Raw genomic sequence first — 13,258 nt, forward strand, 5'->3', positions numbered from 1 at the left:
TCACTGACCGCGAAAGCACCCGGCGGGCGCGCACGGGCGGCTTTCACGTCGCGAGTGAGGGCGAAGTAATATTGAGACTTCATGGAAATACTAAATATCACCTTCCCGCCCGAACTGCCGGTCAGCCAGCGTCGGGAAGACATCGCCCGCGCAATTCGCGACAACCAAGTCGTGATCGTCGCCGGATCGACCGGGTCGGGCAAGACCACCCAGCTGCCCAAGATCTGTCTCGAGCTCGGCCGCAAGAACATCGGCCACACCCAGCCGCGCCGGCTCGCAGCGCGCACCATTGCCGAACGCATCGCCGAGGAACTCGGGCAGGAAGTCGGGCAACTCGTCGGCTATCAGGTGCGGTTCACCGACAAGGTCGGTGCTGACACCCGCATCAAGTTGATGACCGACGGCATCCTCTTGAATGAGATTCACCGCGACCGCATGTTACGCAAGTACGACACGATCATCATTGACGAGGCGCACGAGCGCAGCCTCAATATTGACTTTCTGCTCGGCTACCTGCGGCAGCTGCTGCCCAAGCGCCCCGACCTCAAGCTCATCATCACGTCGGCCACCATCGACCCGGCCAGTTTCGCGAAGCACTTCGCCGCCGCGGACGGCACCCCAGCACCGGTCGTCGAAGTGTCTGGCCGCACCTTTCCGGTAGAGATTCGCTACCGTCCGCTCGTCGCTGAGCCGGGAATCGCCAATTCCGATGAAGACAGTGATGACGATACGGCGGATGCCGCTCCCCCGGTCGACCGCGACTACATCGAGGGCATCACCGCAGCTCTCGATGAGCTTGAGCGAGAGTCGAACGGCGATGTGCTGGTCTTTCTCTCCGGCGAGACCGAGATTCGCGACGCCGCTGACGCTCTGCAGGGCAAGTACGCCTCCTCAGCCAGTCGCAACCCCACCGAGGTGCTGCCGCTCTACGGCCGGCTATCGTCAGCCGACCAGCACCGCGTGTTCCAGCCGTCGACCGTGGCCGGGGTGAAACGTCGCATCGTACTCGCGACCAACGTAGCCGAAACCAGCCTGACCGTGCCGGGCATCCGCTATGTCATCGACGCGGGAACCGCGCGCATCAGCCGCTACAGCGTGCGCTCGAAGGTACAACGACTGCCGATCGAAGCGATCTCACAGGCCTCCGGCAACCAGCGCAGCGGCCGCAGCGGGCGCACCAGCGACGGCATCGCGATTCGGCTGTACTCCGAAGAAGACTATCTGCGCCGTGCGGAATATACCGAGCCGGAGATTCTGCGCACCAACCTCGCCGCCGTCATTCTGCAGATGATCTCGCTCGGCCTCGGCGACATCGCCTCGTTCCCCTTTTTGACCCCGCCGGACAGTCGCAACATCAAGGACGGCCTCGACCTGCTCGCCGAACTCGGCGCCATCGAGGCAGAGGGAGCCGGGCGCACCAAGAGCGGTCGCGGCACCGCCCGTGCCACCAGCAGCGGAGCGGACGCCGCCGCCCCGGCTACCCCGCGCCTCACGCGCATCGGCCAACAACTCGCCCAACTGCCGATCGACCCGCGCTTTGGGCGCATGGTGATCGAGTCGAAGACGCAGGGCACCAGCCGGGAGGTCATGGCGATCGTGGCCGGACTCACCATCCAGGACCCGCGGGAGCGCCCGCTCGAGCGTCGCGCCCAGGCTGACCAATTCCATGCCCGGTTCGCCGACCCCACGAGCGACTTCCTCAGCCTGCTCAACCTCTGGAACTATCTTGAGAAGCAGCAGTCCGAACTGGGTTCGAGCGCCTTTCGACGCCTGTGCAAGAACGAGTACCTCAACTACTTACGGGTGCGCGAGTGGCAGGACGTGCTGCGGCAGTTGCGGCAGCTGGCCAAGCCGCTCGGCCTGCATCTCGGTGAGCCGAGCGCGAACCCCGACGGCGTACACCGATCGTTGCTCGCCGGGCTGCTCTCCCACATCGGCCTGAAAGACGTTGCGAAGAAGGACTATGTCGGCGCTCGAGCGCAGCGTTTCGTACTGTTTCCCGGATCAACCCTGGCTAAAAAGCAGCCGAACGCGGTCATGAGCGCCGAACTGGTCGAAACCAGCCGGCTGTTTGCCCGCATGAACGCGGTCGTCGACCCGGCCTGGGCGGAACCCCTCGCCGGCAACCTGTGCAAGCGCAGCTATTCTGAACCGCACTGGGAAATGAAGCAGGGCGCCGCCGTCGTCTACGAACGGGTGACGCTCTACGGCGTTCCGATCGTGGCCCGCCGCCGGGTGCAGTTCTCCCGGATCGACCCGGCCTATGCCCGCGAGCTGTTCATTCGGCACGCCCTCGTGGAGGGCGAGTGGGACCGCGCATCTGGGCCGCAATCGTCGGCGGCAGAGAAGGAAGCCGATCGCGGCGGCCTGGGACCGTCCCGCATCGAACGCGTCAGTATCGCGGTCGACGGCGGCGACGCCAGCGGTGGGCGCGGGTCTGGCCGCGCACCCGCCATTGGCTCGAGCGCCAGCCGTGGCGGACGTCCCGGTCAGACGGGCGACCTCGGCATGTGGGCGTTCGAGCGGGCCAATACCAGGCTGCGGGAGGAACTGGCCGAGCTGGAGGAACGCACCCGACGCCGGGACATCCTCTTCGACGATGAAGCCGTCTTCGATTTCTACCAACGCCGTATTCCAGCCGAGGTGTCGTCAACCAAGAGCTTCGAGGGCTGGTGGCGTACGGCCAGGTTCGACACCCCCGACCTGCTCACCATGACCGCCGACGCGCTCGTCGCCGAGGACTCCCCCGAAATCGACGAGGGACTCTTTCCGCCGAGCTGGCAGCAGGGCGACCAGCGCCTGAACCTTGGCTACCGGTTCGAACCCGGCGAAGAAGACGACGGCGTGACCGTGCGCATCCCGCTCGCCCTGCTGGCCCGTCTCTCGCCGAACGGTTTCGACTGGCAGGTGCCCGGCCTCCGTGCCGACCTGGTGACCGCCATGATCAAGTCGCTGCCAAAGAGCATCCGACGCAATGTCGTTCCCGCCGCCGACTGGGCCGCTCGGCTACTGGGCGAACTACCCGGCGAGCCCGGCATCGTCATGGCGTTGCCGACGCCCATTCCCGATACATCGTTCGCCGAAACGCTCGCGGCGTTGATCCAGAAGCTCACCTACGTGCCGGTGAGCGCCCGCGACTTCGAGCTTGGCCGCATTTCCGCGCACCTGCGCATGACCTTCGTCGTCACCGACGAGCGCGGTCGCACCATCGCAGCCGACAAGGACCTCTTCGATCTGCAGCGGCGGCTCGGCACCCGGGTGCGGGAGAGCGTCGCGAAGGCGACGAGCGCCGCTGCTCCCAGCAACGCGATCGAGCGGGGCGGTATCACCACCTGGGATCTCGGCGAGCTCCCGCGCTTCCTGGACACGAAGCAGGGTGACAACACGATTCGCGGGTATCCGACGCTCGTCGATGATGGGGCATCCGTTTCTATTCGCATGATGAGCACCGAGCTGGAGCAGGCCCGGGCGCTGCCCCGCGGAGTACGCCGGCTGCTGCTGCTCGCAACGCCGTCGCCGGCCGCGTATGTGCAGCAGCATCTGACCGCGGCCGAGAAGCTTTCGCTCGCGACCAGCCCGTACAAGTCGACTCAGGCGATGTTCGAGGATTGCCTCGCCGCCGCGGTCGACGACGTGCTGTTTCGGGTGCGGCCCGACGGGCAGGTGTTTATGAAAGCCGAGTTCGACACCATTCGCGACCGGGTGTCAGGGGTGGTGATGGACTCTATGTTCGAAACGGTCGGCCTGGTCGCCCGCATTCTGACCGCCCATCGCCTGGCCGATAAGGCGCTCAAGGCCGCGACCAGCATGGCTCTGCTGCCCGGAATCAGCGACGCGCGCCAGCAGCTGACGGCGCTGGTCTACCCCGGATTCGTCAGCGAAACCGGCCTGGCCCAGCTGCGTCACCTACCGCGCTACCTCGGCGGCATCAGCGCGCGCGTGCCGAAACTCGTCGACAACCCCAGCCGCGACCGGGTCTGGATGAACGAGACCCAGGCCGCGACCACCCGGTTCGAGAATGCCGGCGGCACAATGCCCCTGAAAGCGGATGCTGCGTCGCCGCTTCTGCGCGCCCGTTGGATGATCGAAGAGCTGCGCATCAGCCTGTTCGCGCAGGAGCTCAAGGCCGCCGAGTCTGTGTCGCTGCAGCGCATCCAAAAGGTGCTCACCGGGTAGAGGACCTCTGTCGGTCGTCTTGCCGCCCGGGCCCACCTTACGGACCTCGCTCAAATTCGCCTTGAGTCCCTCTATTGCCCGCCACCTCGTGGCTAATTCAGGAAATCCAGCCGGCCTGCCCCGCTGTGCCGCACGATTACGCGCCCACAGGTACCCGGCCACCGCGGATTTCCTGATTTAGCCACAGGACACGGGCGGAACTCTGAGGGGTCTGAAAACCCACAGCTCAGATCGCTCCTAGAGGACCTTGGAGAGGAAGGCCTGGGTGCGGTGGTGCTGGGGGTTGGCGAGCACCTCGGTAGGCACACCACTCTCGACGACGACGCCGCCGTCCATGAAGACGAGCGAGTCGGCGACCTCGCGGGCGAATCCCATCTCGTGGGTGACCACGATCATGGTCATCCCGTCGCGGGCCAGGCCCTGCATGACGTCGAGCACCTCACCGACGAGCTCCGGGTCGAGCGCGCTGGTGGGTTCGTCGAACAGCATGAGCTTGGGCTCCATCGCCAGCGCACGGGCGATCGCGACCCGCTGCTGCTGGCCGCCGGAGAGGTGCGCGGGGTAATAGTCGGCGCGCTCGGCCAGGCCGACCCGGGCTAGAAGGGTACGTGCGTTGGCCTCGACGCCGGCCTTGGACAGGCCTTTGACTCGAATCGGTGCCTCCATCACGTTCTGCAACGCAGTCATGTGCGGAAACAGGTTGAATCGTTGGAACACCATGCCGATGTCCCGGCGTTGCCGGGCGGCTTCCTTCGGGTGCATCTCGTAGAGCTTGTTGTTAGCCTCGCGGTAGCCGATGAGCTCACCGTCGACGCTGAGGCGCCCGGCCGAGACAACCTCGAGGTGGTTGATGCAGCGCAGGAAGGTGGATTTGCCGGATCCGCTGGGCCCGACCAGGCACATGACCTCGCCGCGCTTGACCTCGAGCGAAATGCTCTTGAGCACCTCGTTGGAGCCAAAGCTCTTGGAGACGCGGTCGGCGACGACCATGGGGGGCTCAATAGCAGCGACCATCATCGTTCTCCCTGGTTCGGGTCGGTGGGCGGCAGCACGACAGTGGGTTGACCACTGCGAATGACCGGGGTGACGCCCGTCATTGCGGCAGTGGCGTCATCCGCTTTCTTATCGGGGCGTCGATCGCCGATGCCGCGGGCGAATCGCTTCTCGAGAAAGTACTGGCCGACCATGAGAATGGAGGTGAAGAACAGGTACCAGATCGACGCGACGATGAGCATCGGCACGGTGTCGAAAGTCACGGCGGCGATGTCGCGGGAGCGCGTGTACAGCTCAAGGGTGAACGGGATCGCCGTCACGAGCGACGTCGTCTTGAGCATCGAGATGACCTCGTTGCCGGCCGGGGGGATGATCACCCGCATCGACTGCGGAACGATCACGCGCACCATGGTCTGGAACCAGCTCATGCCGAGCGCGGTCGCCGCTTCTTCCTGCCCGCTGTCTACGGAGAGCAGCCCGGCGCGCACAATTTCGGCCATGTAGGCGGCCTCGTTGAGCGCCAGTCCGACGATGGCGAGAATGAACGCACTCAGCGCGACCCTGGTCGGGAAGGACACCCACGGTTCGGTGAACGGCAGCCCGATGTCAATGGACTGGTAGATCGTGCCGATCAGTCCCCAGAACACCAGCTGAACATAGACAGGGGTGCCGCGGAACACCCACAGGTACACCCAGGCGATACTGTTGACCACCGGGTTCGGCGAGAGCCGCATGATCGCCAGGGTCACGCCGAGGATGATCGCGATGATCATCGAGTAGACCGTGAGCTGCAGGGTAATGAATGCCGCCTGCGAAATGCGCTGGTCGAACAGGAACTTGCCGACGGCCGGCCAGTCGTAGGCCGGCCGCATGGCCGCATCGGCGACGAACAACGCAACGATGAGCAGTAACACGACCGCGAAGGTGTTGCGCCATGGGTGGTGCAGGCGGATTGCCTTGATTCCGGGTTCAGTCTTGCCGCCGGTCGCGGCCGTGTCAGTCATGATGTGAGTCGTGCTCTCTAGCCGTTGGACGCGGCGTTGATGGTGATGGTGTCGATGCCGCCGTCGGTGACGCCCCAGGCGTCGAGGATCTTGCCGTAGGAGCCGTCATCAACCATCGACTGCAGGGCAGCTTGCACGGCCTTGGTCAGTTCCGAACCCTTGTCGACGGTGATGCCGTACGGCGCCACGTCGAAGCTCTCGCCAGCCGCCTCGAGCTTGCCCTCGGCCTTGCTGATGGCGTAGAGGGTGACGGGCGAGTCGGCGCTGAGGGCGTCGGCCTTGCCGAGCACGACCGCGTTGGTCGCTTCGTCTTGTGAACCGTAGGGTAGAACCTCGATCTTCTCCAGTCCGGCGGCGGCGCAGGCCGCATTCTTGGCGGGGAGTTCGTCGGTGTCTTCGACCGTGTTGGACTGCACAGCGACGGTCAGGCCGCAGGCGTTGTCGGGGTCGACGGTGCTGCCGACCGGTGCGGCCCAGAGAATCCCGGCGTTGAAGTAGTTGACGAAGTCGACCTGCTTCTCACGCTCAAGGTTGTCGGTGAAGGAGGATTCACCGATGTCGACGGTGCCGCCGGTGATGCTTGGAATGATGTTGTCGAACGACGCGATCTGGTACTTGGTGTCGAGGCCGAGCTTGGCGGCGATACCGTTGGCGAGTTCGATGCCCCACCCGATCGGGGCTCCCGACTCGTCCTTATACTCGTTCGGCGGATAGGCCGCGTCGGTTCCGATCACGAGCACGCCGGCGTTCTTGATGTCCTCGGGGAGCAGCGCGACGGCGGCGGCGTCCGTTTCGATGGTGCTCGCGTCGCCCGAGGGCGTCGTGACGGTCGTGGTCGAGTTGTCGACACAGCCGGTGAGTAGCAGAGCGGCTGCGGCGGCGAAAGCCGGAACGATATAGCGTGCGCGCATGGCACTTCCTTCTTGATTTGCTCGAAAATGCGCGGATTCGACGGTGAACCCACAAGCGAGTAGACCTAACGAGCCTAGTGCAACCACAGCCGACTGTTTTCGAGCCCCTGTCGATTCCAGCGGTTTTGACCAGCGGATGCTGCGGATCTATCGTCGAGACGTGCCCCACTTCAGACCGAACATTTTGTATACATCCCCGACAGACCCACTCGCGGCGTCCCTGGTGGCCGAGCTGTCGCAGGAGTATGACGAGCGGTATGGCCTGAACGACGGGATTCCCTCGTCGGTCGAACTCAGCCGGTATCCGACCCAGCGCTTTCAGCCGATCGATGGCGGCACTTTTCTGCTGCTGGTCGAGAACGGACAAGCGGTCGCCGGTGGGGCGTTCATGCGGGGCGAGGATGATTCCGTCGAGGTAAAAAGAGTCTGGACTCATTCAGCGCATCGCCGCCGTGGGCTCGCCCGCCAGGTGATGGCCGAGCTGGAGGCCGAAGCGGGGCGGCGGGGCATTCGGTCTATAGTGCTGACCACTGGAGCGCGACAGCCCGAGGCGGTGGCGTTGTACCTCTCGCTCGGCTATGAGCCGCAGTTCGACCTCGACGACGATTGGGAATCGATTGGGTATTTGGAGTTTCGCAAGCAGCTCGCCGTGGTCGACGACCAGTTCAGCTAGTACATGCTGAATGCGGAATATATATATACTAGGCAGCCGATTCGGCGGCTTCGAGCAGCGGTGTGCCCGCCGACGGCATCGTTGCTGCGAGGTGTCCGGTACTGCTCAGCTCTCCATGGTTAATCTCACGGCGCACACTGACCCCATGCGGTCCACTATTACCGGCACGCCGAAAGCGGATGCAGCGAGGCCGGCTGGCGCTGCGGCATCCGCTGCAGAGGATGAGACTATTTGACGGCGGCCGCGAGCAGGGCGACGTAGTCGTCGAGGCCCCAGGACAGCGAGAGTCCGGTGGGCGGGGAGACCGAGCTGATGAAGGCCACACCGACCGGGGACGCAACCGTGCCAGCCTGCACCTGCGGCATGGCCTGGGCGTAACTCGCGTTCAGGAACGCGTCGGACTCTTCCTGGGTGGAGCCGAAGTTGATTAACAGGTCGCTGTCGAGCTTGTCGAGCTGCTCGTAGCTGAGCGTGTAGTAGAAGCTCGCCTCGTCGGTCGCGAGGTCGTCGACGGCCGGAGCGCTAACGAAGCCGAGGTCGAGGGTGAAGTCAACGCGCGGGTCCTCCTTCTTATAGATGTAGAAGGTTCCGGCGCTGTCGCTCGTGAGGGCGATGGTCTTGCCCGCGAATTCGGGGTGCGCGGCGGCCTGATCGGAGATTTCGGTGTCGATCGACGCGAGCAAGGCGCTCGCCTCGTCATTCTTACCGAGCGCGGTTCCGGTGATCTCGATCAGGTCGCGCCACGGGGTAGCCCAGGCGTCACCGAGGTAGGCGACGACCGGGGCGATCTCGCTGAGCAGGTCATATTCCTGCTCGGTGATACCGGAGTACGCGGCGAGGATCACGTCGGGGGCTGCCACGGCGATGTCTTCGTAGGGCGGCTCCTGGGTGTCGGGCAGTATGACCGGCATCTCTTCGCCTTCGAGCGCCTCGTTGATCCACGGCAGCACGCCGTTCTCATCGCCGGCGTAGTTTTGGAACGGCATCGCTACCGGAGTCACGCCCAACGCGATCGCGTTGTCGGCGCTGCCCCAGCCCCAGGTCACGACGCGGGTCGGCTGCTCGTCGATCGTGGTTTCGCCGAACGCGTGCTCGATGGTGACGGGAAAGCTGCCGGATACCGCGCCGTCCGCGGCATGGTCGGTCGCGTCATCCGCGGTAGCCGTGCAACCGCTCAGGGTCAGAGCGAGGATGCTGACGGCGGCAGCCAGTATGACGATGAGGCGTCGGGACACGAAAATCTCCAGTTCGTCGGGCGCGGGCGACGCAGTCGCCTAACTTGATAAGGGTAGCCTACCCTAAATTATGACCGGGTTGTGTCGGATAACGGGTGACTGTGGGGTCGGTGCCCGACCGTGGAACCGACCGATCGGTACGACCAGGGGCGAGCCGCAGACCGGGTCGGGTGTGATGAGCGCCTCGAGGTCGAAGGCCTCACGCACGATCTCGGCGGTGAGCGTCTCGGCGGGCGCGCCATTGGCCACGATGCGTCCGGCCCGCATTACGACCAGGTGATCGGCATAACGGGCGGCCAGGTTGAGGTCATGCAGTACCATGACGACCGTCGTTCCGCACTCGCGATTGCGCTCGAGCAACAGGTCGAGCACCTCGATTTGGTGAGTGACGTCGAGAAAGGTGGTCGGTTCATCGAGCAACAGAATCTCCGGATCCTGCGCGAGCGCCATGGCAATCCAGACGCGCTGGCGCTGGCCGCCGGAGAGGTCTTCGAGGCGGCGGGTCACGAGCTGGTCGGTGTTGGTGGCGGCCATCGCAGTGGCGACGATCTCATCGTCAGTGCTCGACCACTGCCGAAACCAGCCCTGGTGCGGGTAGCGTCCACGTCCGACAAGGTCAGCCACGGTGATCCCGTCGGGGGCGACCGGCTGCTGAGGTAGCAGCCCCACAACCGTCGCGACCTTTTTACCGGAGAGCGCGGCAATGTTGCGCCCGCCCAGCGTGACCTGGCCGGCATCTGGTTTCAGCAGTCGCGCGAGGCCCTTAAGCAGCGTGGATTTTCCGGAGGCGTTGGCCCCGACGATGACTGTGATCGCGCCGGGAATCACCTCGAGGTCGAGGTTCTCGATGATGCGCGACTGGTCGTAACCGAGGCTGACGCCCTCGGCGCGCAGTTCGGGTGCGTTTTCGGGTGTGGCGGACGGGGTCATCAGGCGCCCTTTCCGGTTTTATTGCTGGTGGCGAGCAGCCAGAGCAGGTAGGGGGCGCCGATCGCGCCCGTGATGATTCCGGCCGGCAGTTCGAGCTGCCCTGGCAGCACGTGTTGGGCCGCGAAATCGGCGACCGTCGTGATCAACGCTCCGATCAGTCCGGTCGGGATCAGGTCGAGCCCGCCGGAGCCGACCGCTCGACGGGCGATCGGAGCCGCGACGAAGGCCACGAAGGCCAGCGGGCCGACCGCCGCTGTCGCCGTGGCGGCGAGGGCGACCGCGATCACGAGCAGCACCAGTCGGGTGCGTTCGGCGTCGACGCCGAGGCTGCGAGCAAGATCGTCACCGAGCTGCAGGGCGCGAAGACGGCCGCTCAGCAGCCGAATGATGGGTAGCAGCACGAGAAGCACCACGGCGACGACCGAGATATCCTGCCAGCGCGCGCCGCTCACACTGCCGACCAGCCAGAGTAGGGCGCCCTGCGCGTCGTTTCGCGCGGCGCGGGAGAGCAGATAGCCAAGCAGCCCCTGCACCATGAACGCAACCCCGACGCCGATCAGGACGAAGCGGTACCCGACCACACCGCCGCGCCAGGCCAGCAGATAGATGACACAGGCGACGATGACGGCCCCCGCGAATGCGGCCAGGGAAGTCGCGACGGCACCGAAGCCGAGGACGAGCATGCCGAACACGGCGGCGGCGCTCGCTCCCCCGGTCACTCCGATGATGTCGGGGCTCGCGAGCGGATTGCGCAGCACAGTCTGGAACACCGCGCCCGAGATTGCGAACGCCACACCGACGAGCACGGCGAGGGTCAGCCGCGGCAGACGCAGTGACAGCACGATGAAGTTCTCGCTCTGCGTTCCCTGCCCGGCGAGCGTGCGCAGCAGGTCGGGCACGCTGAGCGAATACGCTCCGACCGCGAGGCTGAACGCGCCGACGATGACGAGGGCGCCGAGCAGTCCGAGCACGATTCGGCGCTCGCGCCTGCTGCGCTGGGCGCGCGCATGGGCCAGGAGTGCGGCATCCGCTTTCAGAACGGATGCCGCCACTCGGGCAGGCCCGTCGGCTACTGTGGCCGGGCCCCGCGTCGAACCACTCATCGTGCCCGGGTGCGCTCCTGGCTGCACCGTGCCGCGCATCACAGGCCGGCCAGTTTCACGCGGCGAACGAGCGCGATGAGCACCGGAGCCCCGAGGAAGGCGACGACGAGGCCGGCCTCGATCTCGCCCGGCCGGGCGATGACGCGGCCGAGCACATCCGCTGCAACGAGCAGGGTCGGACCGAACAGTGCGGAGAAGGCAATGATGAGGCGGTAGTCGGGACCGGTGATCCAGCGGGCCACGTGCGGCACGGCGAGTCCAACGAACACGATCGGGCCGGCCATCGCGGTGGCCGATCCGCAGAGCAGCACGATCGCCACGGCGCAGACGATGCGGGCGGTGATTAGGTTTTGGCCGAGACCACGGGCGAGATCGTTCCCGAGGGCGAGAGCGTTGAGCATGCGGGCGGCCACGATGGCCAGAATCGCCCCGACCAGAATGAACGGGGCCAGCGGCAGAGCGGCGTCGAGACCACGCGCGACGAGGGAGCCAGCCGCCCAGAACCGGTAGCGATCGAAGGTCTCAGAGTCGGCCAGCAGCACGATGGTGATGAGCGAGGTGAACGCTGCCGTCAGCGCGGTTCCGGCGAGGGCCAGCTTGACCGGGGTAGCGCCCTCGCGTCCGAGCGATCCGATCAGATAGACGATCGTCGCGGCCACCGCTGCGCCAATAAAGGCGAACCAGACGTAGCCGAGCGAGGAGGTGACGCCGAACCAGGCGATACCGGCGACGACGAACAGGGAGGCGCCGGCGTTGACTCCGAGCAGGCCGGGATCGGCGAGCGGGTTGCGGGTGACGCCCTGCATGAGGCCGCCGGCCAGGCCGAGGGCGAGGCCGGCGAGCAGGCCGACGACGGTGCGCGGCACGCGAAGGTCCAGGATGACGGTGTGGTCGGTCTTAGCGCGATCGGGATTGGCCAGGGCATCGAGCACGGTGCCGAGGGCGATCTCCCGAGTGCCGACGACGAGCGACGCGACGATGGCCAGAACGAGCAGTGCGAGGGCGAGCGCGAAGCCGATAATGACGCGGCGCGGACGGGTTCGGGGCGACGGTGCTGAGTTGTGGACGGGGTTTGCGGCGGGATTCCCGACCGGGTTCAGACCGGGCGCGGCCACGTCGCGCGCGACCGACTCGGTTGAGGTGCGCGTCATTGGGCTTCGGAACGGCCGAGCCGCCAGTAACCCATGAAGGCTACGCGCTTTCGGTCGATGCCGGTCTCGCTCACCAGAAAACGTCGCAGCAGCTTGATCATGCAGGATTCGCCCGCGAGCCAGGCGTAGAACCCGGTGCCGGCTTCGTCGCCCGGCGATTCCCAGAGCAGTTCGCGGTCCACGTCGACTTCGGCGAGCAACTGCGGGGTGGCGACGACCGCCTCGTCCACGAGCAGACGATTGCTCGCCACCCAGCCGCGCACCGCGGCGTCGAGGCACTCACCGTGCGGGGCGGCATCGCGGGCCAGCCAGGTAATGGCACAACCGGCGGGAAGGTCGAGGGGTAGGGCATCCGCTTTGCTGGGCACTTCGATGAAGGCACGCGCGCGGCGGCCAACCGGGAGGCTCTCGAGGATGCTGCAGATGGCGGGGGCGGCGGTTTCGTCGCCGGCCAGCAGTAATTCGGTCGCCTGTGCCGGGTGCCAGTCGAGGCCGATAGCACGGCCGGGGCTGCGCTCGTCCGGGCCGACGATGAGAACGTCCCGGCCGATCGTCGCGGTGTGCAGCCAGTGCGCGGCCGGGCCGAGCGGGCTGTGGCCGGCGTGGGTGACGAAATCCACGTCGATTTCGCGCAGCTCGGGCCGCACTGTGCGAATCGTGTAGGTACGAAACGGGTTGCGATCAGCGTCGGGCAGCGCGCGCCAGCGGGCGTACCAGCTTCCATCGGCGATGGTGGTCTCGTCGGTTGCACCGATGTCGGACAGGCCACGGCCGGGCAGTGGCAACACGATCTTGACCCTTTGGTCGAGCCCGGCGGTACTGAAGGTATCAAACTGCTCACCGAAAAACGTCACGCGGGTGAAATGCTCACTCAGAGAACGGATGCCCACTACCGTGGCCCGGTAGGGTCGATAGGCGGGACGATCCAGACCGGCAGTCACACGCTCGTTCGGTAAGGTAAGCATTGCCTTAGTATGGCATGCCTTAGCTGGGGCCTGTCCGGCTGTTTCAATTTTCCTGGTCGGCTCGCTCCCGCCTGCCACAGCCACCACCCACCCGGATTTCGATCGGCCCCACCATAG

10 protein-coding genes are annotated in these 13,258 nt (G+C 65.8%); 2 read left to right on the plus strand and 8 right to left on the minus strand.

Annotated elements, in window-relative coordinates:
• Positions 1–81 precede the first annotated feature (81 nt).
• The gene (gene hrpA / locus CXY71_RS08850) at positions 82–4,176 is read left to right on the plus strand and encodes an ATP-dependent RNA helicase HrpA (protein WP_104135275.1); all 4,095 of its coding nucleotides are present in this window, start codon (positions 82–84) and stop codon (positions 4,174–4,176) included.
• 237 nt (positions 4,177–4,413) lie between these two features.
• On the opposite strand, the gene CXY71_RS08855 is transcribed toward hrpA, so the two are convergent.
• From CXY71_RS08855 to CXY71_RS08865, 3 genes are read right to left on the minus strand one after another with little or no spacing between them, the layout of a single operon-like run.
• Positions 4,414–5,166: an amino acid ABC transporter ATP-binding protein gene (locus CXY71_RS08855; protein WP_158253034.1), complete on the minus strand. Its 753-nt coding sequence runs from the start codon at positions 5,164–5,166 to the stop codon at positions 4,414–4,416.
• Between the two features lie 23 nt (positions 5,167–5,189).
• Positions 5,190–6,173, minus strand: a complete 984-nt coding sequence (locus CXY71_RS08860; RefSeq protein WP_104135277.1) for an amino acid ABC transporter permease — start codon at positions 6,171–6,173, stop codon at positions 5,190–5,192.
• Between the two features lie 17 nt (positions 6,174–6,190).
• Positions 6,191–7,084 (minus strand): ABC transporter substrate-binding protein, encoded by an 894-nt coding sequence (locus tag CXY71_RS08865; protein WP_104135278.1) that lies wholly within the window; start codon positions 7,082–7,084, stop codon positions 6,191–6,193.
• 160 nt (positions 7,085–7,244) lie between these two features.
• Between CXY71_RS08865 and CXY71_RS08870 the strand changes: the two genes are divergently transcribed.
• Positions 7,245–7,757: a GNAT family N-acetyltransferase gene (locus tag CXY71_RS08870; RefSeq protein WP_233204567.1), complete on the plus strand. Its 513-nt coding sequence runs from the start codon at positions 7,245–7,247 to the stop codon at positions 7,755–7,757.
• A 227-nt stretch (positions 7,758–7,984) separates the two neighbouring features.
• Here CXY71_RS08870 and CXY71_RS08875 read toward each other — a convergent pair whose 3' ends face one another.
• From CXY71_RS08875 to CXY71_RS08895, 5 genes are all read right to left on the minus strand, one after another.
• The gene (locus CXY71_RS08875; protein ID WP_199184262.1) at positions 7,985–8,992 is read right to left on the minus strand and encodes an iron-siderophore ABC transporter substrate-binding protein; all 1,008 of its coding nucleotides are present in this window, start codon (positions 8,990–8,992) and stop codon (positions 7,985–7,987) included.
• A gap of 63 nt (positions 8,993–9,055) precedes the next feature.
• On the minus strand, positions 9,056–9,922 hold the full coding sequence (locus CXY71_RS08880; protein WP_104135280.1) for an ABC transporter ATP-binding protein: 867 nt from the start codon (positions 9,920–9,922) through the stop codon (positions 9,056–9,058).
• Positions 9,922–11,025, minus strand: coding sequence for an iron chelate uptake ABC transporter family permease subunit (locus CXY71_RS08885; RefSeq protein ID WP_104135305.1), 1,104 nt, complete (start codon positions 11,023–11,025; stop codon positions 9,922–9,924). Before CXY71_RS08885 ends, CXY71_RS08880 begins: the two co-directional genes overlap by 1 nt.
• A 38-nt stretch (positions 11,026–11,063) precedes the next feature.
• The gene (locus tag CXY71_RS08890) at positions 11,064–12,176 is read right to left on the minus strand and encodes an iron ABC transporter permease (protein WP_104135281.1); all 1,113 of its coding nucleotides are present in this window, start codon (positions 12,174–12,176) and stop codon (positions 11,064–11,066) included.
• On the minus strand, positions 12,173–13,141 hold the full coding sequence (locus CXY71_RS08895; RefSeq protein WP_104135282.1) for a siderophore-interacting protein: 969 nt from the start codon (positions 13,139–13,141) through the stop codon (positions 12,173–12,175). Before CXY71_RS08895 ends, CXY71_RS08890 begins: the two co-directional genes overlap by 4 nt.
• Between the last annotated feature and the right edge of the window lie 117 nt (positions 13,142–13,258).

Origin of the sequence: Cryobacterium sp. Y62 (assembly GCF_002929785.1) — a bacterium.
Taxonomy (GTDB): Bacteria; Actinomycetota; Actinomycetes; order Actinomycetales; family Microbacteriaceae; genus Cryobacterium.